Source organism: Telluria beijingensis (genome assembly GCF_030770395.1).
GTDB lineage: Bacteria > Pseudomonadota > Gammaproteobacteria > Burkholderiales > Burkholderiaceae_D > Telluria > Telluria beijingensis.
Genome location: NZ_CP132480.1, coordinates 4,420,469 through 4,446,111, shown reverse-complemented (window position 1 = coordinate 4,446,111; position 25,643 = coordinate 4,420,469). Strand labels below are relative to the sequence as shown.

The following is a 25,643-nucleotide window of genomic DNA, read 5'->3' as shown; positions in this document are numbered from 1 at the left end:
TCGAGCTCCCGCGTGGACAACGCGGGTTACACAAAGTTGCATCTGCCGGCATACGGAAATATGCCGGCATCGTGGATTCAGGCCTGCTGGCGCTTGACGAAGAATAACATCGAGCCGATCACCACCAGCACCCCGCCGAATACGCGGTTCTGCAGGCGCATGTGGCGCGGGTCGCGCATGAAGCGCTGCATCGAGGCGGCCAGGGCGGCGTAGCCGTGCATCACGATCGAATCGATCGCCACCATGGTCACGCCCAGGATCGCCAGCTGGGTGACGAGCGGCGCCTCCTTGGCGATGAACTGCGGCAGCACCGCGACCATGAAGATGATGCCCTTCGGGTTCGTGGTATTGGTGAGAAAACCAGTCAGCACGCGCTTGCCGAACGACGGATGCGCTTCCAGGCCGGCGGTCGACGCCGTCGGGCCGGGCGCGGGCGCCGCGCGCCACTGGCTGATGCCGAGGTAGATCAGGTACAGCGCGCCGATCACCTTGACCGCGGTGAACGCGACCGAGGACGCCAGCAGCAGCGAGCCGACGCCGGCGCCGGCGATGACCAGCACCAGCACCAGGCCCAGTTGCAGGCCGAGGACGGTCGCGCTGGCCTTCTTGAGGCCATAGGCCAGGCCATGCGACATCGACAGCACGGCGCCGGAACCGGGTGAAATGGCGATCAGCGAACCGGCGATGACGAAGGCGATCCAGGTGGTGAAGCTCATGGCGGCGGAAATAATGAAAGGGACTGCGGGGGGAGAGTGGTGCTGGAAACGGCAAATCCAGCCAGCGCGCGCGACCCGCGAACGGGGCCGCGACGCGAGGCCGTGGTGCTGATTACTTCTTCTTGGTCGGGTTGACCGCTGCCTTCAGGGTCGCGCCAGCCGAGAAACGCGGGCTTTTCGATGCCGCGATCTTGATCACTTCGCCGGTGGCAGGGTTACGGCCCTTGCGTGCGGCGCGCTTGGTCACCGAGAAGGTGCCGAAGCCGGTGATGCCCACCGTGTCGCCTTTCTTGAGGCGCTCGGTGATGATCTCGATGATGGTGTTCACGGCGTCGCCAGCGGCTGCGCCCGACATCTCGGTGCGCTTCGCGAATTCTGCGATCAGTTCGCCTTTTTTCATAAATCCCTCCGGGGTTAAAAGAGCGGGAAGATTAGCATAAATATTGCTATATGTAATGCCGCGCCCGGAGGGAAATTTGAAAGGAAGCCTTATGCGACGCCAGATTCGATGATCGGACCCCGCACCCGATTGCGCAGCGCCGCGTTGATCAGGGTCTGGTAACCGGTGCCGCAACGTTCGGACAGGTTGCGAAATTCGTTCAGCACCTCGTCGTCGAGATAGATCGTGATGCGGGTCTTGCGCTTCGGCGGACGGGTGCGACGGACCGGGGCGGCGGCGACGGGAGCGGCAGGCTGGATCGAATCGGCGTTCATGAGGTGATCTCCTTCGTTTGGGGGGACGAGGCTGCAGTACCGCAACCTTCAGTCATGCACTATACGTATGCAGACCGCCAGTCGCCCGACAAAAGCGACGAGATGCAGATTTCCGGGCATGAAGTGCAAAAAGCCGCGCCGAACGGCGCCGCGAAGCGTGTAGCCGCCGTTCGGCGGCTCGGTTAATATCGTGTCAACACACTACCTAGGAGCATCACCCATGGCCGGAGCCAGTCTGTTCACCCTGTTGGACGATATCGCCACCATCCTCGACGACGTGGCCGCGATGAGCAAGGTCGCGGCCAAGAAGACCGCTGGCGTGCTGGGCGACGACCTGGCGCTCAATGCGCAGCAGGTCACCGGCGTGAAGGCCGACCGCGAACTGCCGGTGGTGTGGGCGGTGGCCAAGGGGTCGATGGTCAACAAGGCGATCCTGGTGCCGGCGGCGCTGGCGATCTCGGTCTTCCTGCCCTGGCTGATCACGCCACTGTTGATGATCGGCGGCGCCTTCCTGTGCTACGAGGGTTTTGAAAAGCTGGCCCACAAATACCTGCACAGCGAGCAGGAAGACGCGGCGCACAAGGCCGAGCACAAGGCGGCGATCGCCAACCCGCAGGTCGACATCGTGCAGATGGAGAAGGACAAGATCAAGGGCGCGGTGCGCACCGACTTCATCCTGTCGGCCGAGATCATCGTGATCTCGCTCGGCACCGTGGCTGGCGTGGCGCTCAGCCAGCAGGCGGCCGTCCTGGTGACGATCGCGGTGGCGATGACGATCGGCGTCTATGGCCTGGTGGCCGCCATCGTCAAGATGGACGACGCCGGCCTGTACCTGAGCCAGAGCCAGAACGGCGCCGCGCGCGGCCTGGGCAAGGGCTTGCTGGCGACTGCGCCGCGCCTCATGAAAGTGCTGTCGGTGGTCGGCACCGCCGCCATGTTCATGGTCGGCGGCGGCATCATCGCGCACGCGATCGAAGCCGTGCACCACTTCTCGCAGGGCATCGCGGCCTCGCTCGCCGATATTCCCGCAGTAGGCCCGGTACTGGCCTTCCTGGCGCCGATCGTGGTCGACGCCGTGGTGGGCGTGCTGGTCGGCGCCGTGGTGCTGGCGGCCGTCATGCTGGTGCAGAAAATGCGCGGCAAGAAGGCCGCCGCGCACTGAATGTCACGGCGCCGGCGGTCGATCCTTGCGCGACAGGATCGCGCCGACCGCGAGCCCGATCGCGAACCCCACGTACACCACCCCCAGCGCCTTGCGCGACAGGCGCTTTTCATAGCCCGGCTGCAACGGCCTGGGCGTCAGCTTGTAGTCGGTGAAGGCGGCAAACGCCGACGTCGCCGCCGACGCGGCGGCGATGGCCATCGGATTCTTGCCGTCCATGACGCCGCCCAGCGCACGTTCGAACACGAAAGACCAGAAGGTGGCGCTGGCGTGGTGGATCAGGTAGCCGGGCACCGTATAGCGCAGCGAGAAGCGGTCGCGGTAGCCGGCCTTCTTGCCGTGCACATAGTGGCTGACGGCGTTCGTTGGTGCATAGGCGCTGCCGGTTTGCAGCTTGCCCACCACGGCCATCGCCACCGTCGACAGCACGCTCGAGGTCGCCCCGGAGATGAGTGCGCGCTGTATCGCCGTATTTTCCATACAATCCTCTTTTACTCGATGTGAAGGGAACAACGGATGCGGATTTTGCTGACGGGGGCAAGCGGTTTTATCGGGCAACATTTATTGCAGGCGTTGCTGACCGAAGGCCACCACGTCGTATGCGCGGTGAAAGCCCCGGAATCCAGGCTTCCGAAGAGCGACGACCCGCGCCTGAGCTATGTCCACGCCGATTTTTCCAAAGATACCGATAAATCGGTGTGGCTGGCGCGCCTGTCGCATGTCGACGCCGTGATCAATACGGTGGGCATTTTCAGGGAACGCGGACGCCAGGATTTCGCCCGCCTGCACCGCGACACGCCGCGCGCGCTGTTCGCCGCCTGCGCCGAATCGCACGATGTGCAGGTGGTGATCCAGCTATCCGCACTGGGCGCCGATCGCGAGGCGCAAACGCCGTATCACCTTTCCAAGCGCGATGCCGACGATTACCTCGCGTCGCTGCCGCTGCGTTCCTACATCGTCCAGCCTTCGCTGGTGTATGGCCGCGACGGCGCCAGCGCGCGCACCTTCCGTAGCCTGGCCAGCATGCCGCTCACCCTGCGCCTGGGCAGCAAGCCGCAACTGGTGCAGCCGATCCACATCGACGACCTGACGCAGGCCATGGTTGGCCTGCTCAAGCACCGCCTGCCGATGATGCCTGGAGCCGGCACCTCGATGCGGGTGCCGCTGGTCGGCCCCGAGGCGATGCCCTTCACCGACTACCTCGGCCTGCTGCGTTCATCGATGGGCATGGGGCGCCAGCGCGTGCTCACCCTGCCGGGGCCGCTGGCGCGGTTGGCGGCCGCGATCCTGCCAGGTTCCCTGATCAGCCGCGACGCGCTGAGCATGCTGGATCGCGACAACACGGCCGACGTCATGCAGACCGCGATGCTGCTCGGCCACCTGCCGCGCTCGCCGCACGAATTCATCGGTGACCCCGATGGCAAACGCGCCCGCGCCAAACTGGACTGGCTGTTGCCGATGCTTCGCTACAGCATTGCAGCGGTCTGGATCCTGACCGCCATCGTGTCGTTCGGCCTGTATCCGGTCGAGGCCAGCTACGCGCTGCTGGCGCGCACCGGCGTCCCGCCCGAGCTGCAGCCGCTGATGCTGTACGGCGCGGCCACCCTCGATCTATTGCTGGGACTGGGCATCCTGTTCCTGGCGCGGCGGCGCTGGCTGTGGCTGGCGCAACTGGGACTGATCGGTTTGTACACGGTCGTGATCGCGGTCAAGCTGCCTGAATTCCTGCTGCATCCGTATGGCCCGCTGACCAAGAACCTGCCGATGCTGGCCGCGATCTGGCTGCTGTACCAGCTCGAGGAAAAATAATGGATTACCTGGTGCTGAAATGGCTACACATCGTCTCGTCGACGCTGCTGTTCGGCACCGGCATCGGGTCGGCCTGGTACATGCTGTTCGCGAACGTCAGCCGCGACGTGCGGGCGATCGCGGTGGTAGCGAAATATGTCGTCGTCGCCGACTGGCTGTTCACCGCCACCACCGCCATCCTGCAGCCGCTGACCGGCTTCTACATGGTCTACCTGGCCGGCTATCCGCTGCACAGCAAGTGGCTCATGTGGTCGATCGTCCTGTACGTGATCGCCGGCGCCTGCTGGCTGCCAGTGGTGTGGTTGCAGATCCGCATGCGAGATATCGCGGCCGAGGCGGCGCGTCTCGATACGCCACTACCGGCGCTTTACTGGCGTTATTTCAGGATCTGGGTGACGCTGGGCGTGCCGGCGTTTGCGGCATTTATCGTGATTTTCTGGCTGATGGTGGCCAAGCCGGTGTGACGCAGGCAGCGTTCCATATTGGACAAACTTTGAAAGGGAGATCCATGCAGGCCTACCAAATTCTTCATGGCGCGGGTATCGACGGCCTTCAATGCATCGATTACCCCGAGCGTGACCTCGGCCTGGGAGAGGTGCGCATCCGCGTGCACGCGGTCTCGCTCAACTACCGCGACCTGATGGTCGCCAGCGGCAACTACCTGGTCTCGGTCGAAGACCCGATCATTCCCTGCTCGGACGGCGCCGGCGAAGTGCTGGCGGTCGGTCCCGGCGTCACCCGGGTGCAGGTGGGCGACCGCGTGGCTGGCTCGTTCTTTCCGCACTGGCTCGAAGGCGGGCCGACGCCGGACAAGGTGCGCCACGGCCTGGGCGGCGACATCGACGGCATGCTGGCCGAAGAAGTGATCCTGCACGAAGACGCGCTGGCCATCGTCCCGGCAGGTTTGAGTTTCATCGAGGCGTCGACCATGCCGTGCGCCGCGGTCACCGCCTGGAATGCGATCTTCGTCTCCAGCAACCATGTGAAGCCGGGCGATACCGTGCTGTTGCTGGGCACCGGCGGCGTCTCGATCCTCGGCCTGCAACTGGCGCGCGCGGCTGGCCTGCGCACCATCGTCACCTCGTCCAGCGACGAGAAACTGGCGCGGGCGCGCGAACTGGGCGCCCATCACACGATCAATTATCAGAACATCCCGGAATGGCATGATGAAGTGCTGCACCTGACCCATGGCGTCGGCGCGAACGTGGTGCTGGAAGTGGGCGGCAAGGGGACGGTCAACCGCTCGCTGACCAGCGCGGCGATGGGTGGCACCGTCGCCGTCATCGGCGGCGTCAGCGGCTTCGGTGGCGAAGTCAATCCGGCATCGCTGCTGGCCAGCGCCAAGCGCCTGGTGGGCATCTATGTCGGCAGCCGCACCATGCTGGAAGACGTGATGCGCTTCGTGGACGTGGGCGGCGTCAAGCCGGTGATCGATCGGGTGTTCCCGTTTGGCCAGGCACAGGAGGCGTATCGGCACATGGCGTCCGGCGCGCATTTCGGCAAGGTCGTGATCGACGTGACCGACCGCGGCCAGGTTATCTCCTGAGCTTCGGCACCAGCTCGATCTCGAACAGTTTGGGCCACAGCTTGCCGGTGACGAACAGGCGCTTGCCCTTGCTGTCCCAGGCGATGCCGTTGAGGACGGCGTCGACTTCCTTCGTGCCGCGCTGGTCAGGCGGCAGCAGGCCGGTCAGGTCGATCACGCCGACGACCTTGCCGCTGGCGGGATCGATGCGGGCGATCAGCTCACTGCCCCAGATGTTCGAATACAGCTCGCCATCGACCATTTCGAGTTCGTTCAGGCGGTCGACCGGGCGGCCCTCGGCCGTCACCTGCACCCGGCGCAGCTCCTGCATCGTCTTGGGGTCGAGGATGCGGATGAAGGAACTGCCGTCGCTCATGTACAGCTGCTTGGCATCGCTCGCCAGCCCCCAGCCTTCGCCCTCGTACTTGAAGCTCTGCTTGAGCTTGAAGGTCTTGAGGTCGAACACATAGCCGACCTGCGAAGTCCAGGTCAGGCCGATCAGGTGATTGCCCACCGCCGTCGAACCTTCGCCAAACACCTCGGCCGGCAAATCGGCCTTCTGCAGCACCTTGCCGGTCTTGAGCTCTACCTTGCGGATCGTCGAGCGGCCATACTGGCCGGTGCTCTCGTACAGGTGGCCGTCGCGGTAGAACAGGCCCTGGGTGAAGGCTTGCGGATCGTGCGGATAGGTGTTCTTGATGACGAAGCCATAGACCGGCAGCGCGGCCTGGGCGGTGCCGGCGCTCATACAGGCGATGGAGCAGGCGACGGCGAAGGTGGTGAACTGTTTGAGCATCGTGGTTGGCTGAAAAAGCGGCAACAGACTGTAGCACGAAGCCCGGCCGTCCGCCCTTGGGCGCGCGCTACACATACGCCAGCAAACGCCCACAGGCGATCACGGCAATCCAGAGCAGCAGCGACAGCACGGCATGCAGCCTGGCCCGGGCCGGCGGGGTCTGCGGCCAGTCGCCAGCCACGCGCCAGGGTCCGGCATGGAAGACGAACGCATTCACCCCCGCCACCGCAATCAGCGCCAGCTTAAGTAGGAACACGCCGTTATCCAGCAGCTCGGGCTGGGTCGTGAACATCAACAGGCCGCTCGGCACGATCAGCAGCAAGCCGACCCACGACCACGGCAGCAGATGGCGCGCCAGCGCCTGCACCGGCAGCGTTCGGCCGAAACCGAGCAGGCGCAAGTCGAACATCGCCGCGGCCCCCACCAGCAGCGCGATGCCGACGATGTGGACGATCTCGACGATCGGATAGAGCCAGGCATCGTCGCGCAAAACCTGGGCCAGCGCGGTCGACGCAGCCCAGGTCGCGGCATCGTGCGCGATGCTCAGCGTAGCTCCGTCACCTTGTCGCCGACCGTGATGCGTTCGGCGCGCAACTCATTCGGCTTGCTGCGGTTGGGGTAGCCATACACCGTGACTTCGCCGCCGACCGCCAGCATGTCCTTCGCCAGCCCGCGGTTTTCCATGCGGCCCGGCGGGGCCAGCACCACGACCCAGGTCTTGTCGGCCGTCTTGAGCCGCACGAAGCCGTGGGGCTGCTGGTAGCCGGATTCCTCGATGGTGCCGGTCAGCTGCTTGGGCTGCTTGGCGTCGTATTCGCTCCAGCCGTGATGGGCGGAAGCGGTGGCGATCGCGGTGGAGAGCACGGCGCCCAGCAAAAGCGCGCGTTTTACAGGCATATTCATAGGCTTGCTCCAGAAGAAGAAATCCATGACGAATGCAGCACCCAAGCATAGCGCCGATGAGGTGGTACCGGCGCACGTACGACAGCGCCACCCGGTGTAGGATGCATCCATTGCCATCCATCAAGGAGCCAGGCCATGTTATCGCGCCGCCCGGCAACAGCCGCCGACCTGCCGACCATGTGGGCACTGCGTACCCGCGCAGTGCGCGCCAGCTGCGCCACGCACTATCCGGCTGCCGTGATCGATACCTGGTGCGCCTGCGCCGCGCCGACCTCGCTGCCGCTGCTGGTACAGGCCGGCGGCGCCATCGTGGCCGAGGAAGACGGCCAGCTGGTGGGCTATGCCGTGATCAACCTGGAGTCCGGCGAAATCGACGCCGCCTTCGTCGAACCTAGCCACCAGGGCCGCGGCATCGCCTTGCAACTGCTGCAGCAGCTCGAATCGCTGGCGCACCAGCGCAGGCTGGCCCGCCTGTTCCTGTCGGCCTCGCTCAACGCGGTGCCGTTCTACCAGCGCGCCGGCTTCATCCCGCTGCGCGAAGAGGTCTATCCGCACCGCAGCGGCATCGGCATCCAGTCGGTGTTCATGGAAAAGCTGCTGGGCCGGCCGTCCTGAGCCATCCTAGTGCGTCGGAATCGGGTTCGCGGCCAGGTAGGCGTTGAACTCGTTGACCAGCTTGTGCTCGCCCGGCCCCGCGTTGTCGCGCATCGGCCGGGCCGACTCGACCACCACTTCTTCCTTGCCGCTCGCCAGGCCGGCCATGGTTTGCTCGATGAAGGCGTCCAGCGGCATGGCGCGCGGATCGTCTCCCTTGTGGATCAAATCGGTGTTCACCCAGGGCGGGGCGATTTCCTGCAAAGTCACCGCGGTGTCGCGCAGCATGAAGCGCTGCGACAGCGTGTACGAGTGCAGGGCCGCCTTGGTGGCCGAGTACACGGCGGTGGCGGCCAGCGGCACATAGGCCAGCACCGAGGTGTTGTTGATGATGGTGGCGCGTGGCTGGTTCTTCAGGTGGCCCAGCAGCGCGGAACTCATGCGGATCGGGCCGAGCAGGTTGGTGGTGACGGTCGACAGCATCGTGTCTTCGTCGATCTCGCCGGCCGCATCGTCGAACGGCATGATGCCGGCGTTGTTGACCAGCACGTTCAGCGTCGGGAATTCCCGCGTCAGGCTGGCCGCGACCTGCTTGATGCTGGCCGGGTCGGCGATGTCCAGCTCGACCGCGTGCATGCCCGGATTGGCTTCCACGACCGCGTCCAGCAGCGCCTTGCGGCGGCCCGCGATGATCACGGTATTGCCCAGCTTGTGAAAGGCTTCCGCCAGGCCGCGGCCGATGCCCGAGGCGCCGCCGGTGATGAGGATGGTGTTGTCGGTCATGTGCATGATGCTCTCCTTGGTTGGTGTTGCGCTGTCGATGTGAACAGTCTAAGGAGAGACGACATGGCCTGTTGGCCATATATCCCTCGATTCAAGCCATCATGCACATGGCCGAAATCGAGGGTGAATCAGGCGATCAGATAAAGGTAAACGCCGCCTCTTGCGTCAGGCGCGACTTCGGCAGGGCGGCATTGAAATCGCCCGCCGACGAATAGCCGAAGCTCACCAGCACCAGGCTGGTCAAGCCCTTCTCATTGAGGCCGAATTCCTCGTCGAGCACCTTGGCATCGAAGCCCTCCATCGGGGTGGCGTTGATTTCCAGCGCGGCTGCACCCAGCAGCACGGTGCCCAGCGCCAAGTAGACCTGCTTCTCGAGCCACTGGGCCACGTCCTTGTTGCCGAAGCGGTGCTGGGTTACATAGCTGCGGCGGGTCGCGTCCTGGCCGGCGCGCGCCTGGGCATCGCGGAAGCGGCCGTCGCGCTCCTCCTGGTCCAGCACCGCTTCCAGGTGGGCTTCGTCCATGTCGATGCGCGAGCACAGCACGATCACGTGCGAAGCGTCGTTGATCTTGGCCGCGTTATAGGAATAGCCGCCCTGGGCCGCCTTGGCGATGCGCGCGCGGCCTTCCGGCGTGTTGGCGGCGATGAAGTGCCAGGGCTGCGAATTGACCGACGACGGGCTGTTGCGCAGCAGGTCGTACACCTGCTGCATGACTTCCTCGGGAATGCGACGCTGCGCGTCGTAGGCTTTGGCGGTATGGCGTTTTTTTGCGGCCGACAGGATATTCATGGTGCTCCTTCTGTGATTGAACCGGGGGATGGTAAGCGATCCCGGGCTTAAAAGTTTTCGAGCACGATTTTTCCGATCGCCCGGTTGCTCTCGACGAGGGCGTGGGCGCGGCGCAGGTTGGCCGCATTGATCGTGCCGAAGTGTTCGCCCAGCGTCGTCGTCAGGCTGCCGTGCTCGATCATCCCCGCCACCCGGTTCAGGAGCTCGTGCTGGCGCACCATGTCGGCCGTCTCGAACAGCGAGCGGGTGAACATCAGTTCCCAGTGCAGCGAGATCGACTTGCGCTTGAGCGGCACCGCGTCCAGCGTGGCCGGATCGTCGATCAGCGCCAGCTGGCCCTGCGGCGCGAGCGCCTCGACGATGTCGGCATAGTGCTGGTCGGTGTGGGTCAGGCTGATCACGATGTCGACGTTGGCGAAACCCAGCTCCGCCAGCTGCGGCTGCATCGGGCAGGTATGGTCGACCGTGTGATGGGCGCCGAGCTTCCGCACCCATTCGCGGGTGGCGTCGCGCGAGGCGCTGCCGATCACGGTCAATTGCGTCAACTGGCGCGCGAGCTGGGTCAGGATCGAGCCGACGCCGCCGCCGGCGCCGACGATCAAGAGCGACTGGCCCGCACCGCCGCCTTCCGCCACGCGCAAACGGTCGAACAACAGCTCCCAGGCCGTGATCGACGTCAGGGGCAGGGCGGCCGCTTCGGCGAAGCGGAGATTGCGCGGCTTGCGACCGACGATGCGCTCGTCGACCGCCTGAAACTGGCTGTTGGAACCGGGACGGACGATCGAGCCGGCGTAAAACACTTCGTCGCCCGGAGCGAACAGCGTCACGGCGGAGCCCACCGCGCGCACCACGCCGCTGGCATCCCAGCCCAGCACGCGCGGCTCGCTCACCGGTGCCCCGAGGCGGATCTTGGTATCGACCGGATTGACCGATACGGCGCGCACTTCGACCAGCAGGTCGTGCGGGCCGGCCAGCGGCATCGGCAGCTCGGTGTCGACCAGGGCCTGCGGGTCGTCGATGGGCAGGCCGTGTTGGGTATAGACTATCGCTTTCATTTTCTTCTCCAGGAATAAAGTGGGGCAATGAGTGGGGACATCGCAGTGGCAACGATTCTAGAGAAGCGCCGGGCCGCGAAACAGCGCCACGGCAGGGTTTCACTTTCACTGTGGGAGAGAAAATGATCCGCCTCGACGACCTGTCGCTGTTCGTGCGCGCCGCCGCCCTGGGCAGCTTTTCGCAGGCCGCGCGCGAGGTGAACCTGCTGCCCGGCCAGGCCAGCGCCGCGATCGGGCGGCTGGAACGCGAACTCGATATCCGCCTGTTCGCGCGCTCGACGCGCAGCCTGCGCCTGACCGACGAGGGCAAGCGCTACCTGCCCTTCGCCCAGGATGCGCTGCAGGCACTGCGCGATGGCGTGGACGGCATGCGCGGCGAGAATGCGCCGCTGACCGGCACCTTGCAGGTGGCGGCGCCGTCCGACTTCGGGCGCAATGTGCTGCTGCCGTGGATCACGGAGTTCCGGCGCGCCCACCCGGGCATCGACATCCAGCTGCTGGTGTCGGACCAGGTGGCGGACGTGTTCCGCGACCCGGTCGACATCGCGCTGCGCTACGGCCAGATCGATGACGCCAGCTATATCGCGTTGCCGGTGGCGCCGCACAACCGGCGCGTGCTGGTCGCATCGCCCGATTACCTGGACCGCCACGGCCGCCCTCCGACGCTGGCGGCGCTGGCCGACCACGCCTGCCTGGCCTACCGCCTGCGCGGGCGGGTCTACGACCGCTGGTGCTTTGCGCTGCCGGAAGGAGAGCAAGTAGTGCCGGTGAAGGGCGCCCTGGTCAGCGACGATGCCGACGTGGTGCGGCGCTGGGCCGTGATGGGAGAAGGGATCGCCTATAAATCCTGGCTCGACGTCGGCGGCGACGTGGCGCAGGGACGACTCGAGGTGGTCTTGCCGAACGTGCCCGGCGAAGCCACCCCTTTGAGCCTGGTATGCCCGCACCGCAAGCAGTTCTCGCCGGCGGTGAAGCTGTTGCATGCGCTGCTGAAGGAGCGCTGCGCGCCCCTGCTGGAGCGCCTGGATACGGTTTAGAGTGTACTGCCCTTGACGACGGCGCCGCCCTGGATCACGACCGCCGGTGCTTCCAGTAAGCTCACGTCGGCCAATGGATCGCCCTTGACCGCCACCATGTCGGCATAGCGGCCAGGTTCGACGACGCCGACGTCCTTGCGCGCCAGCGCCTCGGCCGCGTTCACGGTGGCGGCCTGGATCGCCTGCAGCGGCGTCATCCCGTACTGCACCATGACGGCGAACTGCTTGGCGTTGCCGCCATGCGGGTGCACGCCGGCGTCGGTGCCGAACACCATCTTGACGCCGGCCGCATGCGCCTTCCTGAAGTTCTGGCGCTGCAGTTCCGTCACTTCGCGGTCCTTGCGCAGATTATCTTCCAGCACGCCGTTCTTCTTGCCCTCGGCCGCCGTGTAGCTGCCGTTGTAGATGTCCATCGACAGCCAGGCGCCATGCTTCTTGGCCAGCGCGATGCCTTCGTCGTCGATCAGGCTCGCATGCTCGATCGTGTTGACGCCGGCGCGGATCGCATCCTTGATGCCGGCCGCGCCGTGGGCGTGGGCTGCAATCTGCAGGCCCCACTGGTGCGCTTCCTCCACCGCCGCGCGCATCTCGGCCAGGTTCATCTGCTGCTGTCCCGGTTCGGTATTGCGCGAGAAGACGCCGCCGGTAGCGCAGATCTTGATCACCTGGGCGCCATACTTGCGCAGCTCGCGCACCGACTTGCGCACCTCGTCGGGGCTGTCGGCGTTGTACTTGTTCTTTTCTTCCATCGACGGCGGGAAGTAGGTGCTGTCGCAATGGCCGCCGGTCGCGCCGAACGACCAGGCAGCAGGCACGATGCGCGGCCCGCGCACCTTGCCGGCGGCGATGGCCTGGCCCAGGCCGACGTCGTTCCAGTCCGAGGCGCCGAGATTGCGGATCGTGGTGAAGCCGGCGTCCAGCGTCTTGCCCGCATGGGCCACGGCCAGCGCCGACCAGAAGCGGTCGTTGTATTCGAGGCCGCTGTAGCCGCCATAGGTCGGGTCGGCGTCGAGGTGAACGTGCATGTCGATCAGGCCGGGCAGCAGGGTCATGCCGGGCAGGGCGATGCGGGTCGCATCCGGCGCGGCCGGCGTTTTGGCGTCCGGCTTGAGACTGACGACTTTACCGTCGCGCACCAGGATCTCGGGATTCTGGATCATGCGGCCGCTCTTGACGTCCAGCAGGCGGTCGGCGGTGATGACCACGTCGGCCGCCAGGGCGGACGTCCAGCCGGCGGCGGCCAGGCAGAAGGATAGGACTTTCAGGGTCGAGCGGTTCAAGCAGCCTCCGAGATGTGGATGGACAAATAGCAACTTTACACCGAGTAGCTTGCCGTCCATCCACTATTTCACTCAGCTGTCTGTCAGCAGCAACGCCGCCAGCCCCAGCATCATGGCGCCGGTGAGGGCTTCGAACACGCGCCAGACGGCGGGCCGCGCCAGCACCGGGGCGAAGCGGCGCGCGCCGAGGCCGATCGCCGTGAACCACAGGATCGAGGCCGTGATGGCGCCCAGCGCGAACGAACTGCGCTGGTCCGCCGCCAGGCTGCTGCCGACGGCGCCCAGCAGCACCACGGTATCGAGGTAGACGTGCGGATTGAGCAGCGATAGCGCCAGCACCGTCGCCAGCGCCGCGCCCAGGGTCTGGGCCTGGGCCGACGGATCGGCCGCCAGCGAGGCGCCGCCGCGCAGGCTGCTGTTCCAGCAGCGCAGGCCATACCAGACCAGGAAGGCGGCGCCGCCGTAGCGCGCCACTGCCATCAACAGCGGCGAGGCCTCGATCAGCGCGCCAAGGCCGGCGGTGCCGGCGGCGATCAGGATCACATCGACCACGATGCAGGTGGCGACCGTCGGCAGCACGTGGCGGCCACGCACCGCCGTGCGCAGCACATGGGCGTTCTGGGCGCCGATGCCCATGATCAGGCCGGCGCCAAGCACCAGCCCCTGTAGATAAACCTGATGCGAGAACATGGCAAGCTCCTTGGGAAAGCCGCCACTATTCCAGCCTCACGTAATGACTTCAATTATATTCATGATTATTCAGCTTACTTAAGAAACGCTAATCCAATGACACTCGATCCGCGCCGTAGCGCCGCCTTCCTGGCCGCCATCGATTGCGGCAGCCTGGAGGCGGCCGCCGTCCAGCTCAAGGTCACGCCGTCGGCGATCTCGCAGCGCATCGCGGCGCTCGAGCAGGACCTGGGCACGCCGCTGCTGGTGCGCAGCCGTCCCTGCCGCCCGACGACGGCAGGCAGCCGACTGCTGCAATACCTGCGCCGTTCGACGCTGCTCGAATCGGAATTCCTGGCCGCGATGAAGGACGACCCTGGCCCGGCGCGGGTCACCCTGGCCGTCAACAACGACACCCTGGCCACCTGGCTGCTGCCGGTGCTGGCGCCGATCCTGGATGCGGAAGGCCTGCTGGTTGAATTCGTCCTCGACAACCAGGGCCATACCTTCGCGCTGCTCGAAGGCGGCCACGCCGTGGCCTGCATCTCGGGCGAGACGGAACCGATGCGCGGCTGCAGCGCCAGCCCGCTCGGCGTGATGCGCTACCGGATGGTGGCTTCGCCCGCCTTCGCCCGGCGCTGGTTCCCGGACGGGATGACGCGCGCCGCGGCCCAGCGCGCGCCATTGATGGTGTTCGACCGCAAGGACGCGATGCAGTCGTCGTTCCTGCTCACCCACTTCGGCCTGCCCGACGGCGCCTATCCTTTTCACTATGTGCCGGCCAGCGATCCCTTCGTGCACGCGGTGCGGCACGGCATGGGCTACGGCATGCTGCCCGAGGAGCAGTGCGGCGCCTTCCTCGCGAATGGCGAACTGGTGGACCTGGCCCCGGCCCTGTGCCAGGACGTGCCGCTGTACTGGCACGCGTGGCGCATTCAGCCGCCGCGGCTGGAGCGCATGGGGGCGGCGCTGGTGAAGGCGGCGCGCGGCGTGCTGCTGCCGCTGGCCTGAGCGACCGGCCACCACTGCGCCACGCCCCAGAACAGTTCGGGGACGAGGAACAGCCACAGCACCGGCAGGTCGGCCTCCAGCATCGCCCAGGCGATCCAGGACGCGAACAGCAGGCGGCCGGCGCCATCGAAGCGGCCCAGGCGCAGGCTGGGTTCCTTCAGGCGCACGGCGCACCACAGCAGCACCAGGGTGCCAAGGAGCGTCGACAGCAGCAGGTGCAGCGGTGCGAACGGCGGCAGCGGCGCGCCGCCCAGCCACACGTTCACGATCGACAGGCCGTCGATCAGCAGGGCGAAGGTCCAGGGCGTGGCGAAGGGCAGGATCTGCACCACGTCGTAGATGGCGCTGGCGCGCGCCAGGCGCAGGTAGGTCGCGAGTGGCAAGGCTGGCATGGCAGGCTCCCGTGTGTGGACGATCCGTTCGATGCTGACACGTCCGGCCGTCATCCGTCTTGCGCGCCATAAAAGGAGCGGGCCGGCTGCTCGCGCAACCGGCCCGCTCGGGCCTCACGGCCAGGACGACGTTACCTTGTTACGAACCGATACGGCCGCCGTCGTTTTTCGTGATGACCAGGGTCGCCGAGCGTGGACGCTTGCCGGCGCCGTAGCCCGCATTCGCCGGCCACTGGCTGGTGTACTTGGTCGCGTCGCCGATGTTCGCGGCGGCGGTGGTCTCGCCCGGGTGCTGGATGTTGACGAACAGCGCCTTGCCGTCCGGGGTCTCGGTGATGCCGGTCAGTTCGCAGCCGACCGGTCCGACCAGGAAGCGCTTGAGCGTGTCGGCGCTGGCGGCCTTGCCCACGAAGGTGTCGACGTTCAGGGTCGAGCCATCGGTCTTCGGATAGCTCAGGGTGACCTTCTTGCCGTCGCCCACCTTGCCCGGCAGGCCGGCCACCATCATGCAGTTGGTGACGTCGGTGTAGGCGCCATCGTCGGTCTGGAACCAGCAGATGCCGGTCGACTGGCTGAATGCCAGGCCGTCCGGGCTCGAGAAGTCCTGGTCGTTGGTCAGGCCCGACAGGTTGATGCGGCCGGCATCGGCGGCCGCTTCGGCGCCGAACAGGTAGACGTCCCAGGCGAAGGTGGTCGCGGTCGAACCGGCGGCATCTTCACGCACGCGGATGATATGACCGTTCGAGTTGCCCAGTTGGGCGGTGGAACCCTTCATGTCGGTGTACGAACGCGGGTTGGCGGCGTCCGGCGCGACCTGGCTCGAGCTGCTCGGCTCGACGCGGCGGTTGCTGTTGTTGGTCAGCGTGTAGTAGATCTCGCCGTTGGCCGGGTTCACCGCGCACCATTCCGGACGGTCCATCTTGGTCGCGCCGACGGCGTCGGCGGCCAGGCGGGCGTTGACCAGCACGTCGGCCTGGTCGGCGAACTTGTAGTTGGCGTAGGCCGCGATGGCGGCGTTGGACAGCGACAGCTCGATCCACTGGCCCTTGCCGTCGGCGTTGAACCTGGCCACGTACAGCTTGCCACTGTCGAGGTATTTGTCGCCGGTGGCGATGCGGTCGGCGGCAACGGCGTCTGCCGGGTTCCACGGGGCGGTCGACACGAATTTATAGATGTACTCGCCGCGCGAGTCGTCGCCCATGTAGACGGCCAGCGGCTGGCCGGCGGTCAGGCGGCCGAACGAGGCGCTTTCGTGGGCGAAGCGGCCCAGCGCGGTGCGCTTCTTGAGCGGACGGGTCTTGTCGTAGGCGTCCATCTCGATGATGTAGCCTTCGCCGTTCAGTTCATTGCGGTAGTCGTCGGTGCCATCAAGCGAGGTGCCGATCTTGCTGATGTTCCAGCGCTGGTACTTGTCGTCCGCGCCGCCGGTTTCCCAGCCGTGGCGCGACGCCGCGCCCTGCGACAGGCCGTAGCGGTTGAGCGAGGCCACGCTCTTGTCGCCGCGCGCGGCATTGTCGGTGCTCGAACGGGTGAAGTAGCCGGCCCAGTTTTCCTCGCCCGACAGATAGGTGTTCCACGGGGTGCGGCCGGTGCCGCAGTTGTTGATGGTGCCGCGGAACTTGGTGCCGTCCGGCGAATACTTGGTCTTGACCAGGGCGTTGCCGCGCACCGGGCCCGAGATCTGGACTTCGGTCTGCTGGTGCACGCGGCGGTTGAAGTTCGAGTTCTGCAGGTATTCCCACTTGCCGTTGTTGGTGCGGACTTCGACGATCGACAGGCCGTGCAGCGCCATCTCTTTATCGACCTCGAGGGCCGGGCGCGGCAGCGAGTTGGTGCCGCCGTTGGCGTGCACGAAGTACGACGGCAGGCCTTCGTTGGTGGTGGCTTCGTGGTTCATCGCCAGCAGGCCGCGGGTGGCGCCGGTGGTCGAGACGCCGCCGGTGTCGGACAGCGAGAAGAATTCCATGCCGTCGTGGTGGTCGCCGGCGCGGTTCTCGAAATCGGTATCGGTGCCGTCGTTCTTGTAGGCTGCGGTGGTGTTGCTGATCGGGTCGCCCAGCGCGTACAGGACGGTCGCGGTATAGCCGGCCGGGACCACCACGGTATCGGCCAGGCTCTTGCCGACGGCGGTGAAGGCGAGCAGCTTCTCGACCGGCGGCGGCGGATTGGTGCCGGTCGGCGGCGGGGTGGTCGGTGGGGTGACAGGATCGTCGTCCGAACCGCCGCAGCCGGCCAGGCCGAAGCTGCCGAGCAGGGCGGTCGCAGCCGTCGCGGCGCCGCCGCGCAGCATGCTGCGGCGGCTCAGGCGTTTCTGGAGGACGTCGCTGAAGTGTTCGTTCGACGAGGCGTTCGAATCGATGTCGTCATGGTCGGCAGGGATGCGGGCGAAATCGGTCGGCTTGTTCACGGAAGTGGTTCCTGTTTCTAGTTAGGGGAAAGGAAAGCCACTGAATAGTAGTAAGGCAACATGACGACTCTGTGACAGTCTGATCACAGTTTGATGACATCGGGGGGCCCAAGACCTGTACAACCGCTGGACAAGCGCCCCTGGCGCACCGGGGTTATGGTATAGGTACAGCCTTATCCAGAAACCATAATGAGCGCGTTCCAACCATGGCGGCGCGCCATGAAAGATACCGATGCAGCACAACCGCGACACCATGCCGCGACAGGACAACATCACCTTGAGATGGTCACTGTTCGACGCTCTTCCCCAATGCGTGAAACTGCTCGACATCGATGGCGCGATACTGGAAATAAACTGCGGTGGCAGCCGCGCCATGGAAATCGACGATGTCGGCGCCGTGCGCGGCAAACCATGGATCTCGTTCTGGCCGCAGGCCTCGCACGCCGCCGTCGAAGCGGCGCTGGATGCGGCGCGCGCCGGCCGCACCGGCTCGTTCAGCGCCGCCTGCCCGACCGCCAAGGGCACCCCGAAATGGTGGGACGTGATGGTCTCGCTCACCGCGGCCGACGACAACAAGGCAACGCGGCTGCTGGCGATCTCGCACGACGTCACCGAGCAGGTGCGGCTCGATACCGAACGCAAGGAGGCCGAGCGCGCACTGCACGCCAGCCGCGAGCGCTTCGAGAAGATCGTCAGCCAGGCCGCCACCGGCGTGGTCCAGATCGACACCGAGGGCCGCATCGTGCTGGCCAACCAGAAGTATTGCGAAATGGTAGGCCGCAGCGAGGCCGAGCTGCTCGGGATGAGCGTGGCCGCCGTCACCGCCCCGCAGTCGCGCGCGGAGACCCTGGACGCGCTCGAGCGCCTGAAGGCCGGCGCCAACGGCATCGCGCTCGACAAGTATTACCTGCGCAAGGACGGTTCGCTGCTGTCGGCCACCAGCAGCGTCAACGCCCTGCGCGGGCCGGACGGCGAATTCGAAGGCCTGGTCGCGATCGTCCTCGACACCACCGAGAGCAGGCTGGTCCAGGAACGGCTGCGCGCCAGCGAGGAACGCTACCGCACCCTGTTCGAGTCGGTCGACCAGGGCTTCTGCATCTTCGAGATGATCTTCGACGCGGCAGGCCAGCCGGTCGACTACCGTTTCCTGGAGATGAACCCGATGTTCGAGCGCCACACCGGCCTGGTCGACGCGGTGGGCCGCACCGCGCGCGAGATGCTTCCCGACCTGGACGATTTCTGGTTCGAGACCTATGGCCGGGTGGCGCTCACGGGCGAGCCGGCGCGCTTCGAGAACGAGGCCCCGGCCATGGGCCGCTGGTTCGACGTCTACGCGAACCGTATCGGCGGCCCGGACAGCCGCAAGGTGGCGCTGCTGTTTTCCGACATCTCGGCGCGCAGGCGCTCGGAAGAAGAACTGCGAAGGCTGGCCGACGACCTGGCCGAGTCCGACCGCCGCAAGACCGAGTTCCTGGCCACGCTGGCGCACGAGCTGCGCAATCCGCTGGCGCCGATCCGCAACGGCCTGTCGGTGATGCGCCTGGGCGGCGACAATCCGGCGGCGTTGGCCAGGGTCAGGGAGATGATGGAGCGCCAGGTCGGCCACATGGTGCACCTGATCGACGACCTGCTCGATGTGGCCCGCATCAGCGGCGGCAAGCTCGAACTCAAGCGCCAGCGCGCCGACCTGCGCACGATCCTGGCCAGCGCGGTCGAGACCAGCCTGCCGCTGATCGAGGCCGGCCAGCACGCGCTGGACGTCGACCTGCCCGACCTGCCGCTGGTGGTGGATGCCGATGCCACCCGCATCGCGCAGGTGGTGGCCAACCTGCTCAACAACGCCGCCAAGTACACCCCGGCGCGCGGCCGGATCCGGCTGTCGGTGCGCCGTGAACGGGAGGACGCAGTGATCGCCGTCAGCGACACCGGGGTCGGGATCGCCGCCGATGCGCTGGCCGGCGTGTTCGAAATGTTCAGCCAGATCGGGCGCACCGTCGACCGCTCGCAGGGCGGGCTCGGCATCGGCCTGTCGCTGGTGCGGCGCCTGGTCGAGATGCATGGCGGAAGCGTGAGCGCCGAAAGCGGCGGGACGAATGCGGGCAGCGTGTTCACGGTGCGCCTGCCGCTGGCGGAGCTGGCCGACGGCGGCGCCGCGCAGCAGCCCATGGCGCAGGCGCTGGCCGTGGACGGCGGCGCCGGCCTGAAGGTATTGGTGGTGGACGACAATGTGGACGCGGCGGTGACGCTGTCCATGATCCTGGAATCCTCGGGCTACGTCACCCGGGTGGCGCACGACGGCCAGCAGGCGCTGGAGGCTGCGCGCGATTTCCGGCCGCGCGTCGTGTTCCTCGACATCGGCATGCCGGGCATGAGCGGCTACGACACGGCGCGCGCCATGCGGTCGATGGCCGGGCTGGAGGAGACCGTGCTGGTGGCCCTGACCGGCTGGGGCGCCGAGAGCGACCGCCAGCGCTCGAGCGAGGCTGGCTTCGACCATCACCTGACCAAGCCGGTGCAGCTGGCGGTGGTCGAGGAGTTATTGACACGGATATGACATGCGCGATCAGGTCCTGCGCAGTTCGTCCTCCAGGTCGCCGATCAGCTGCACCACGCTGGGCGTGATGCCCTTGTCGCCCGGGGTATAGAACACGCCGGGCAGGACGCTGTCTTCTTCGAGCTGCGGCAGCAGCTCGTCGATCAGCTCTTCGAGCGAGAAGGCCTGGGCGTCATAGCCGTCCCATTCGAACTCGGCGCACAGGCTGGCATAGTCGCTCGCCGGCCACATCGGAAACACCAGGGTGCCGTCGTCGGTCTTGGCCAATGCCCAGCCGTCCTGGTACAGGCCCCAGACCTCGCGCGCGTCGGCCACGCGCTTGATGAAATACTCGTAGCGTTCCGGCCCCGGCAGCGTGACCACGGCCGCCAGCTGCTGGCCGCCCAGCTTGATCGCCGAGATGATACGTTCGCTCATCACCATTCCCGTTCATTGAGGCGCGAAGCCTGACATCGTCAGCATACGCCATCGCGCGCCGGCGGGTGCGTTCGGTTCAAGCGTCGTGGCCGGCCGCGTGCAGGTCGTAGCGCACGTCGTGGCGGTCGCCCGGCGGGGAGTCCAGCACCAGGAAGGCGTCCCAGCCGAGGCGGCCGGGGTGCAGCTCGTCGAGCGTGGTGTTGTGGACGTCGGCGGCGCGCAGGACCACTTCGACTTCGTACTCGAGCGCGACGCCGGTGAACAGCGCCAGCACGCTCTTGAGGGCGCGCGCCGCCAGGCCGCCCGGCAAGAAGCCCTGGAAGCCGGCATGCGCCAGCGGCCCCACCACCAGGCGCAGGCGCAGGCTGCGCTGCCAGACGCGCGCGCCGGCGATCGCGCGCGTGCCGAGGACGGCGCTGTCCTGGCCCAGCACGGTCTGCTGGGCCAGGGGCACGTCGTACCAGGAACCGACGAACTGCTCGGCCTCGACCTGCTCGCCGAAGTATTCCGACAGCACCCGCGCCATCTGCACGGCGGACACCGGCCGGTGCCGCACCGCGGCCGCGAAATAGGCGATCGACTCGTCCAGCACCGCGCCATCGTCGGCGCCATCCAGGCGCCGGCGCAGCGCGGCGTCGCCCAGGCCGGCCAGTGACAGCAGCAGCGGCAGGAAGGCATCCTGGCCATCGAGCTGGTACTTGAACGGCAGCCGGTACTTGCGCCAGGCTTCGTAGAACAGCGCCAGCGAGCGGTTCGAGAAGGCATCCAGGAAGGCGCGCGGGCCCTGGTCTTCGTCCTCGTTCTTGTAGCGCGCCTGGTGTTCGGCGATGCGCTCGGTGTAGTGGGCCGGCAGCACGCCATGGCCGCCCAGCAGGCCCATGAAAGCGGGCGTCAGGTGCACGCGGCGCAAGGTCCCCTGCTCGAGCGCATCGCCCAGCGCGGCGGCGTCGACCGGCAGCTCGAAGGGCATGCCGATCTCGAGGTCGCGCAGCTCGGGTTCGATGGCCTCCAGCTGGCTGGCCGGGAAGCCGAGGGAGATCGAGTTGCGAAAGCGCAGCATGTCGGCCACCAGGCCGTGGGCGGGGCGGCCGCGGCGCTTGAGCCACAGCTCGAGCATGCGCACCGCCTGGAAGAACTCGAAGCGCCACGGCTCGTGCAGCAGGCGCTCGATTACAGGAGACTCAGTTCGCCGCTTCTGGGCGCGCATCGCAGCAGCTCCTCTCCGGATTGGTGGGACACGATCACCAGCTGGGTGAAGCTGTTGGCGTGCACGTACAGCGCCAGGAAGCGCTCGACGATCTGGGCGAAGGCATGGATGCCGCTGCCGACGAAGGCCTCCTCGTCGACGCCGAGCCTGACCTCGATCCCGCGCACCAGGCAATTGAAGGGATTCCCCGCCAGCCAGGCGCTGGTGGGTGTATAGGAGATCGCCATGATGCCGCCGACCTGGCGCGTGGACGATGCGGAGCGCGGCAGGTCGTGCAGCGCCAGCATCTCGCGGAAGGCGTCGACGCCGCCGCCGGCCAGCGACAGGTGGTTGAGCGACAGCAGGGAGATCAGGCGCCAGTGCGCGCTGCGGCCGCGCGCGAAGCGCCAGGTAGGGGTGGGTTTGCGCAGGAAGGAGATTTCGCGCACGCCGCAGCCGCCTTCAAGGAACAGGTCGCCGCCCGGCTGGCCGTAGCTCAGTAGCAGCGGCAGGTCGCGGTTGGTGCAGGTCAGCTCGAGGTTGAGGGTGGTGGTCTCGACGTCGGCCGGGTCGAAGTCGATGTCGACGATCGAGATCTGGGTCTCGAAGCCGGGGCTGCGCTCGATCATCGCATCGTCGCGGCGCATGGCCCAGTAATGGCCGTTCTGCTCGGGCGACTGCGCATGCTTGAGCGAATAGAAGGGCTGGAACTTGACGATCGTCTCGCCCTGCGGGGTCTCGCGCACCAGGTTGACCTCGTCGATCGCATGGACCTCGTAGGCATAGGCGCGGCGCGCATCGGCCAGCACCGGATAGCTGGCCGTGGCATGGGTCAGGCGGATCGGTTCGCCGCGCTGGGCGAACAGGTTGATCACCGGCGTGCAGCCGGCCACCAGGTTATTGGTCGACAGCGTGCCCAGCATGCGCGCCAGGTTCGAGTCGCTGCGGATGCCGCCCAGGGCCAGGTGCACGGTCAGCTTGCGCGTGCCGGTCGGCACGGCGCGCGCGAGCAGCGCCAGGTCGAGGTCGACGAAGTTGAATTTCTCGGGGAAGCAGAAGTATTCGGTCAGCAGCCGGTAGGCGGTGTGGGAGCGCGCCGGGAAGTCGATCAGCGCATCGCCTTCGTCGAAGCCGGCGCCGCGCACCGGCAGCGCCGGCAGCAGGGTCCAGTGGCCGCCGTCGACCTGGACATAGGCCGCGACCGTGCGCGCCAGCAGCGCGTCGCGCAGGGCCGCGCAGAACGAGGGCTCGCCGTCGATGAACAGCCGTAGCGCGGGCAGGTCGATGGCATCGAGGCCGCCGCCTTCGCAGGTGACGGCCAGGGACAGGCTGATGCTCGAGGTGGCGCCGGCCGGCAGGCGCGCCGCGTCCGGCGCATGGATGATCGGCGAAAAGACGGCGCGGCCAAGCGTCAACGGCGCCACCGCGACCGGATACACGGTGCGGAAGATGCAGGCCTGGCCGCGCACCGGCCGCGTGGTGAGCTTGGTGCCGCGCGGGATGGTGGCCACCGTGGTCTGCTGCTTGGCGGCGGTGGCGAGGTCCAGGTGCGCGATCGAGCACGAGGGAAACGGGCGCAGGTAGTGCGGGTACAGCACGTCGAACAGCGCCTCGGTGAACTCGGGATAATCGTCGTCCAGGCGCTTGGCGATGCGCGCATTGAGGAAGGCGAACGACTCGATCATGCGTTCGGTATGCGGGTCTTCGCACACCTCGCCGCTGATCAACAGGCGGCCGGCGATGCGCGGATAGCGCTCGGCGAATTCGCGCAGGTTGCGCCGCAGGTAGGCCAGTTCGCTTTCGTAATAGGGCAGCAGGTGGTCCAATTCAGGCTCCCGCGGTTGCGGCCGCGGCGGCGGCGCTGGCGCGGCCGGCCTTGCGGATGCTGTACTGGAGCGTGGACGGCTGCAGCACGGCGTCGAAATTCACCGGCTCCTGCGACACGCTCGCCACCAGCACCGCCGTGATCGAGAAGTCGAGGCGGTTGACGGTGGGCGCGGCCGAGCCGTCGCGCATGTCGAGCCGGGCCTTGACGTTCTGCAGGCGCGGTTCGTGGCGTTCGATGGCGTTTTCGATGCAGCTGCAGATATGGGCGCGGTCCTGGGGGCTGGACAGCGAGCGGTCGGCGATATCGCACAGCCCGTAGCCGACCATCGACGTGGCGCACTCGGGAAAGCCGACCAGCGCGCCGTCCTGGATGGTCGAACGCGTGTTGAGCAGCGCTTCGAGGTCGCGCGCCACCGCATCCTTGAGTTCCTCGACGTTCAGGCGCGCGACCACCACGCCGTTGCGCTGCGGCTGGCCGAGCAGGCGGTCGAACAGGTCCGGCGTGAATCCTTTCATCGAGCCCCCTTTTTGGCACAAGCTGCTGTTGCATATCGAAAACCAATCGCATGTTGCCACGGTGTTCGGCACCAACCTTTGATCAAGTTCACATGCGTAACAGCATCTCGTCGTTATCGTTTCCTTTCGCAAAGAACTACGTGAGGGAAAACAGCGATGACCAGCAAAGTTCTGTGGGGCGAAGGCCTGCTGTTACGCCCGCAGCATTTCCAGCGCCAGGACGCCTACCACGAGCATTGCCTGTACAAGGGCGTCAAGGCGGCGCATCCGTATGCATGGGGGGTCGAGCTGCTCGAGATCGACCGCGAGGCGCTGGCCAGCGGCATGCTGCGCGTGCTGTCCCTGGCGCTGCGCTTCCAGGACGGCGAGCTGATCGAGGCGCCCGGCGTCGACGAGCTGCCCGGCACCATCGACCTGAACCAGCTGCCGCAATCGACGCAGGCCGTGACCTATTCCGCGGCGCTGCCCGGCCTGAAGCCGTTCAACGGCAACTTCGCGCAGCCGGGCCAGCCCATCGACAATGCCCGCTTCGTGCAGGCCAACGCGGAAACGCCGGACCTGTACACCCAGGCGGCGCCGGTGCAGCTGGCCTACCTGAAGCGCGCGCTGCGGCTGGTGTCCGAATTCGAGCCGCGCGACGCCTACATCCACTTTCCGCTGCTGCGGGTGCGCAGGTGCAGCACCGGCGGCTTCGAGATCGATCCGGCGCTGGTGGCGCCGGCGCTCTCGCTGGGCGCGGCGCCGGCGCTGTTCCAGCAACTGCGGCGTCTGCTCGACGCGCTGCAGGCCAAGGTCGGCGCGCTGTACGGCCACCACCGCGAACCGACCCGCAACGTGATCGAGTTCCGCTCGGGCGACATGTCCTCGTTCTGGCTGCTGCACACGGCCAGTTCGGCCTATGCGACGCTGTCGCACCATTTCCATCACCCGGCGCTGCATCCCGAACGCCTGTTCGAGGCGCTGCTGGACGTGGCCGGCGGCCTGATGACCTTTTCCAAGAGCTGGACCCTGTCCGACCTGCCGGCCTACCAGCACCACGATCCCGGCCCCGCCTTCGCCAGGCTCTACCTGCTCATCCGCGAGCTGCTCGACACCGTCATCTCGGCCAAGTTCTTCGGCATCGCCCTCAACGAGGTGCGGCCCTGCTACCACATCGGCATGCTCGATTCCGGCAAGATCGACGACGACACCACCTTCTACATCGCCGTCTCGGCCGACGTCCCGGCGGCGGAACTGGTCGACGCGGCGCCGCTGCGCTTCAAGGTCGGCGCCCCGGACGACGTCGAGAAATTCGTGCTCTCGGCGCTGCCCGGCGTGCGCCTGCAGTACACGCCGCAGCCGCCGGCGGCGATTCCGGTGCGGCCAGATACCTGCTATTTCATCCTCGAGGCCAAGGGGCCGATGTACGAGCGGATGATCAAGGCGCAGTCGATCTCGATCTATATCCCGGCCGGCATGAAGGAGCTCAGGCTCGAATTGCTGGCGGTGATGCCCTGAACA

Annotated in this window: 27 protein-coding genes; 9 read left to right on the top strand and 18 right to left on the bottom strand. The window is 66.7% G+C overall.

Annotated features, from left to right (window positions below; translation table 11 throughout):
- Positions 1–77: 77 nt before the first annotated feature.
- From Q9246_RS19650 to Q9246_RS19640, 3 genes are all read right to left on the bottom strand, one after another.
- Positions 78–716 carry a LysE family transporter gene (locus Q9246_RS19650; RefSeq protein WP_306392390.1) on the bottom strand — a complete coding sequence of 213 codons (639 nt, stop codon included), beginning with the start codon at positions 714–716 and terminating at the stop codon, positions 78–80.
- A gap of 112 nt (positions 717–828) precedes the next feature.
- Positions 829–1,116: an HU family DNA-binding protein gene (locus Q9246_RS19645; RefSeq protein WP_005664253.1), complete on the bottom strand. Its 288-nt coding sequence runs from the start codon at positions 1,114–1,116 to the stop codon at positions 829–831.
- An 89-nt stretch (positions 1,117–1,205) separates the two neighbouring features.
- Positions 1,206–1,430: a BrnA antitoxin family protein gene (locus tag Q9246_RS19640; RefSeq protein WP_306392389.1), complete on the bottom strand. Its 225-nt coding sequence runs from the start codon at positions 1,428–1,430 to the stop codon at positions 1,206–1,208.
- A 220-nt stretch (positions 1,431–1,650) separates the two neighbouring features.
- Here Q9246_RS19640 and Q9246_RS19635 point away from each other — a divergent pair, with 220 nt between their 5' ends.
- Complete coding sequence (locus Q9246_RS19635; RefSeq protein WP_306392388.1) at positions 1,651–2,592, top strand: DUF808 domain-containing protein; 942 nt, start codon at positions 1,651–1,653, stop codon at positions 2,590–2,592.
- A 3-nt stretch (positions 2,593–2,595) separates the two neighbouring features.
- Here the strand turns inward: Q9246_RS19635 and Q9246_RS19630 are convergent, their stop codons facing one another.
- A complete protein-coding gene (locus Q9246_RS19630) occupies positions 2,596–3,072 on the bottom strand; it encodes a hypothetical protein (protein ID WP_306392387.1) in 477 nt (158 codons plus the stop codon).
- 36 nt (positions 3,073–3,108) lie between these two features.
- On the opposite strand from Q9246_RS19630, the gene Q9246_RS19625 reads away from it, so the two are divergent.
- From Q9246_RS19625 to Q9246_RS19615, 3 genes are read left to right on the top strand one after another with little or no spacing between them, the layout of a single operon-like run.
- The gene (locus Q9246_RS19625; RefSeq protein WP_306392386.1) at positions 3,109–4,401 is read left to right on the top strand and encodes an SDR family oxidoreductase; all 1,293 of its coding nucleotides are present in this window, start codon (positions 3,109–3,111) and stop codon (positions 4,399–4,401) included.
- Entirely contained in the window at positions 4,401–4,865 is a 465-nt protein-coding gene (locus tag Q9246_RS19620; RefSeq protein WP_306392385.1) for a DUF2269 family protein, read from the top strand. Before Q9246_RS19625 ends, Q9246_RS19620 begins: the two co-directional genes overlap by 1 nt.
- Before the next feature lie 44 nt (positions 4,866–4,909).
- Positions 4,910–5,947, top strand: coding sequence for a zinc-dependent alcohol dehydrogenase family protein (locus Q9246_RS19615; protein ID WP_306392384.1), 1,038 nt, complete (start codon positions 4,910–4,912; stop codon positions 5,945–5,947).
- Here Q9246_RS19615 and Q9246_RS19610 read toward each other — a convergent pair.
- The 3 genes from Q9246_RS19610 to Q9246_RS19600 all read right to left on the bottom strand — a co-directional run bounded on the left by Q9246_RS19610 (position 5,937) and on the right by Q9246_RS19600 (position 7,625).
- Complete coding sequence (locus Q9246_RS19610; protein ID WP_306392383.1) at positions 5,937–6,722, bottom strand: glutaminyl-peptide cyclotransferase; 786 nt, start codon at positions 6,720–6,722, stop codon at positions 5,937–5,939. The two genes, Q9246_RS19615 and Q9246_RS19610, sit on opposite strands and share 11 nt — an antisense overlap.
- A 67-nt stretch (positions 6,723–6,789) precedes the next feature.
- Positions 6,790–7,212, bottom strand: coding sequence for a DUF6644 family protein (locus Q9246_RS19605; RefSeq protein ID WP_306392382.1), 423 nt, complete (start codon positions 7,210–7,212; stop codon positions 6,790–6,792).
- Between the two features lie 53 nt (positions 7,213–7,265).
- A complete protein-coding gene (locus Q9246_RS19600) occupies positions 7,266–7,625 on the bottom strand; it encodes a DUF6152 family protein (RefSeq protein WP_306392381.1) in 360 nt (119 codons plus the stop codon).
- A 135-nt stretch (positions 7,626–7,760) separates the two neighbouring features.
- On the opposite strand from Q9246_RS19600, the gene Q9246_RS19595 reads away from it, so the two are divergent.
- Positions 7,761–8,240, top strand: a complete 480-nt coding sequence (locus Q9246_RS19595) for a GNAT family N-acetyltransferase (RefSeq protein WP_306392380.1) — start codon at positions 7,761–7,763, stop codon at positions 8,238–8,240.
- Positions 8,241–8,246: 6 nt separating this feature from the next.
- Here Q9246_RS19595 and Q9246_RS19590 read toward each other — a convergent pair whose 3' ends face one another.
- The 3 genes from Q9246_RS19590 to Q9246_RS19580 all read right to left on the bottom strand — a co-directional run bounded on the left by Q9246_RS19590 (position 8,247) and on the right by Q9246_RS19580 (position 10,847).
- Positions 8,247–9,008, bottom strand: a complete 762-nt coding sequence (locus Q9246_RS19590; RefSeq protein ID WP_306392379.1) for an SDR family oxidoreductase — start codon at positions 9,006–9,008, stop codon at positions 8,247–8,249.
- Between the two features lie 130 nt (positions 9,009–9,138).
- Positions 9,139–9,792: an oxygen-insensitive NAD(P)H nitroreductase gene (gene nfsB, locus Q9246_RS19585; protein ID WP_306392378.1), complete on the bottom strand. Its 654-nt coding sequence runs from the start codon at positions 9,790–9,792 to the stop codon at positions 9,139–9,141.
- 47 nt (positions 9,793–9,839) lie between these two features.
- Positions 9,840–10,847 carry a zinc-binding alcohol dehydrogenase family protein gene (locus Q9246_RS19580; RefSeq protein ID WP_306392377.1) on the bottom strand — a complete coding sequence of 336 codons (1,008 nt, stop codon included), beginning with the start codon at positions 10,845–10,847 and terminating at the stop codon, positions 9,840–9,842.
- A 122-nt stretch (positions 10,848–10,969) separates the two neighbouring features.
- Here Q9246_RS19580 and Q9246_RS19575 point away from each other — a divergent pair, with 122 nt between their 5' ends.
- Positions 10,970–11,884, top strand: coding sequence for a LysR family transcriptional regulator (locus tag Q9246_RS19575; RefSeq protein WP_306392376.1), 915 nt, complete (start codon positions 10,970–10,972; stop codon positions 11,882–11,884).
- Here Q9246_RS19575 and Q9246_RS19570 read toward each other — a convergent pair.
- Both Q9246_RS19570 and Q9246_RS19565 read right to left on the bottom strand, forming a co-directional pair.
- Positions 11,881–13,164: a Xaa-Pro dipeptidase gene (locus Q9246_RS19570; protein WP_306392375.1), complete on the bottom strand. Its 1,284-nt coding sequence runs from the start codon at positions 13,162–13,164 to the stop codon at positions 11,881–11,883. The two genes, Q9246_RS19575 and Q9246_RS19570, sit on opposite strands and share 4 nt — an antisense overlap.
- A 72-nt stretch (positions 13,165–13,236) precedes the next feature.
- On the bottom strand, positions 13,237–13,854 hold the full coding sequence (locus tag Q9246_RS19565; protein ID WP_306392374.1) for a LysE/ArgO family amino acid transporter: 618 nt from the start codon (positions 13,852–13,854) through the stop codon (positions 13,237–13,239).
- 96 nt (positions 13,855–13,950) lie between these two features.
- On the opposite strand from Q9246_RS19565, the gene Q9246_RS19560 reads away from it, so the two are divergent.
- The gene (locus Q9246_RS19560) at positions 13,951–14,844 is read left to right on the top strand and encodes a LysR family transcriptional regulator ArgP (RefSeq protein WP_306392373.1); all 894 of its coding nucleotides are present in this window, start codon (positions 13,951–13,953) and stop codon (positions 14,842–14,844) included.
- Here the strand turns inward: Q9246_RS19560 and Q9246_RS19555 are convergent.
- Positions 14,769–15,236 (bottom strand): hypothetical protein, encoded by a 468-nt coding sequence (locus Q9246_RS19555; protein WP_306392372.1) that lies wholly within the window; start codon positions 15,234–15,236, stop codon positions 14,769–14,771. The two genes, Q9246_RS19560 and Q9246_RS19555, sit on opposite strands and share 76 nt — an antisense overlap.
- Positions 15,237–15,375: 139 nt before the next feature.
- Entirely contained in the window at positions 15,376–17,643 is a 2,268-nt protein-coding gene (locus Q9246_RS19550; RefSeq protein WP_306392371.1) for a PhoX family protein, read from the bottom strand.
- 232 nt (positions 17,644–17,875) lie between these two features.
- Here Q9246_RS19550 and Q9246_RS19545 point away from each other — a divergent pair, with 232 nt between their 5' ends.
- Entirely contained in the window at positions 17,876–20,197 is a 2,322-nt protein-coding gene (locus Q9246_RS19545; RefSeq protein WP_306392370.1) for a hybrid sensor histidine kinase/response regulator, read from the top strand.
- Positions 20,198–20,206: 9 nt separating this feature from the next.
- On the opposite strand, the gene Q9246_RS19540 is transcribed toward Q9246_RS19545, so the two are convergent.
- The 4 genes from Q9246_RS19540 to tssE form a co-directional block, all read right to left on the bottom strand.
- Positions 20,207–20,614 (bottom strand): DUF2750 domain-containing protein, encoded by a 408-nt coding sequence (locus tag Q9246_RS19540; protein ID WP_306392369.1) that lies wholly within the window; start codon positions 20,612–20,614, stop codon positions 20,207–20,209.
- Positions 20,615–20,690: 76 nt separating this feature from the next.
- Complete coding sequence (gene tssG / locus Q9246_RS19535) at positions 20,691–21,821, bottom strand: type VI secretion system baseplate subunit TssG (protein WP_306392368.1); 1,131 nt, start codon at positions 21,819–21,821, stop codon at positions 20,691–20,693.
- Entirely contained in the window at positions 21,785–23,626 is a 1,842-nt protein-coding gene (tssF, locus tag Q9246_RS19530) for a type VI secretion system baseplate subunit TssF (RefSeq protein ID WP_306392367.1), read from the bottom strand. The genes tssG and tssF overlap by 37 nt, the downstream gene beginning before the upstream one ends.
- A gap of 1 nt (position 23,627) precedes the next feature.
- The gene (tssE, locus tag Q9246_RS19525; RefSeq protein WP_306392366.1) at positions 23,628–24,143 is read right to left on the bottom strand and encodes a type VI secretion system baseplate subunit TssE; all 516 of its coding nucleotides are present in this window, start codon (positions 24,141–24,143) and stop codon (positions 23,628–23,630) included.
- 156 nt (positions 24,144–24,299) lie between these two features.
- On the opposite strand from tssE, the gene tssK reads away from it, so the two are divergent.
- Positions 24,300–25,640: a type VI secretion system baseplate subunit TssK gene (gene tssK / locus Q9246_RS19520; RefSeq protein WP_306392365.1), complete on the top strand. Its 1,341-nt coding sequence runs from the start codon at positions 24,300–24,302 to the stop codon at positions 25,638–25,640.
- The last annotated feature ends 3 nt before the right edge of the window (positions 25,641–25,643 follow it).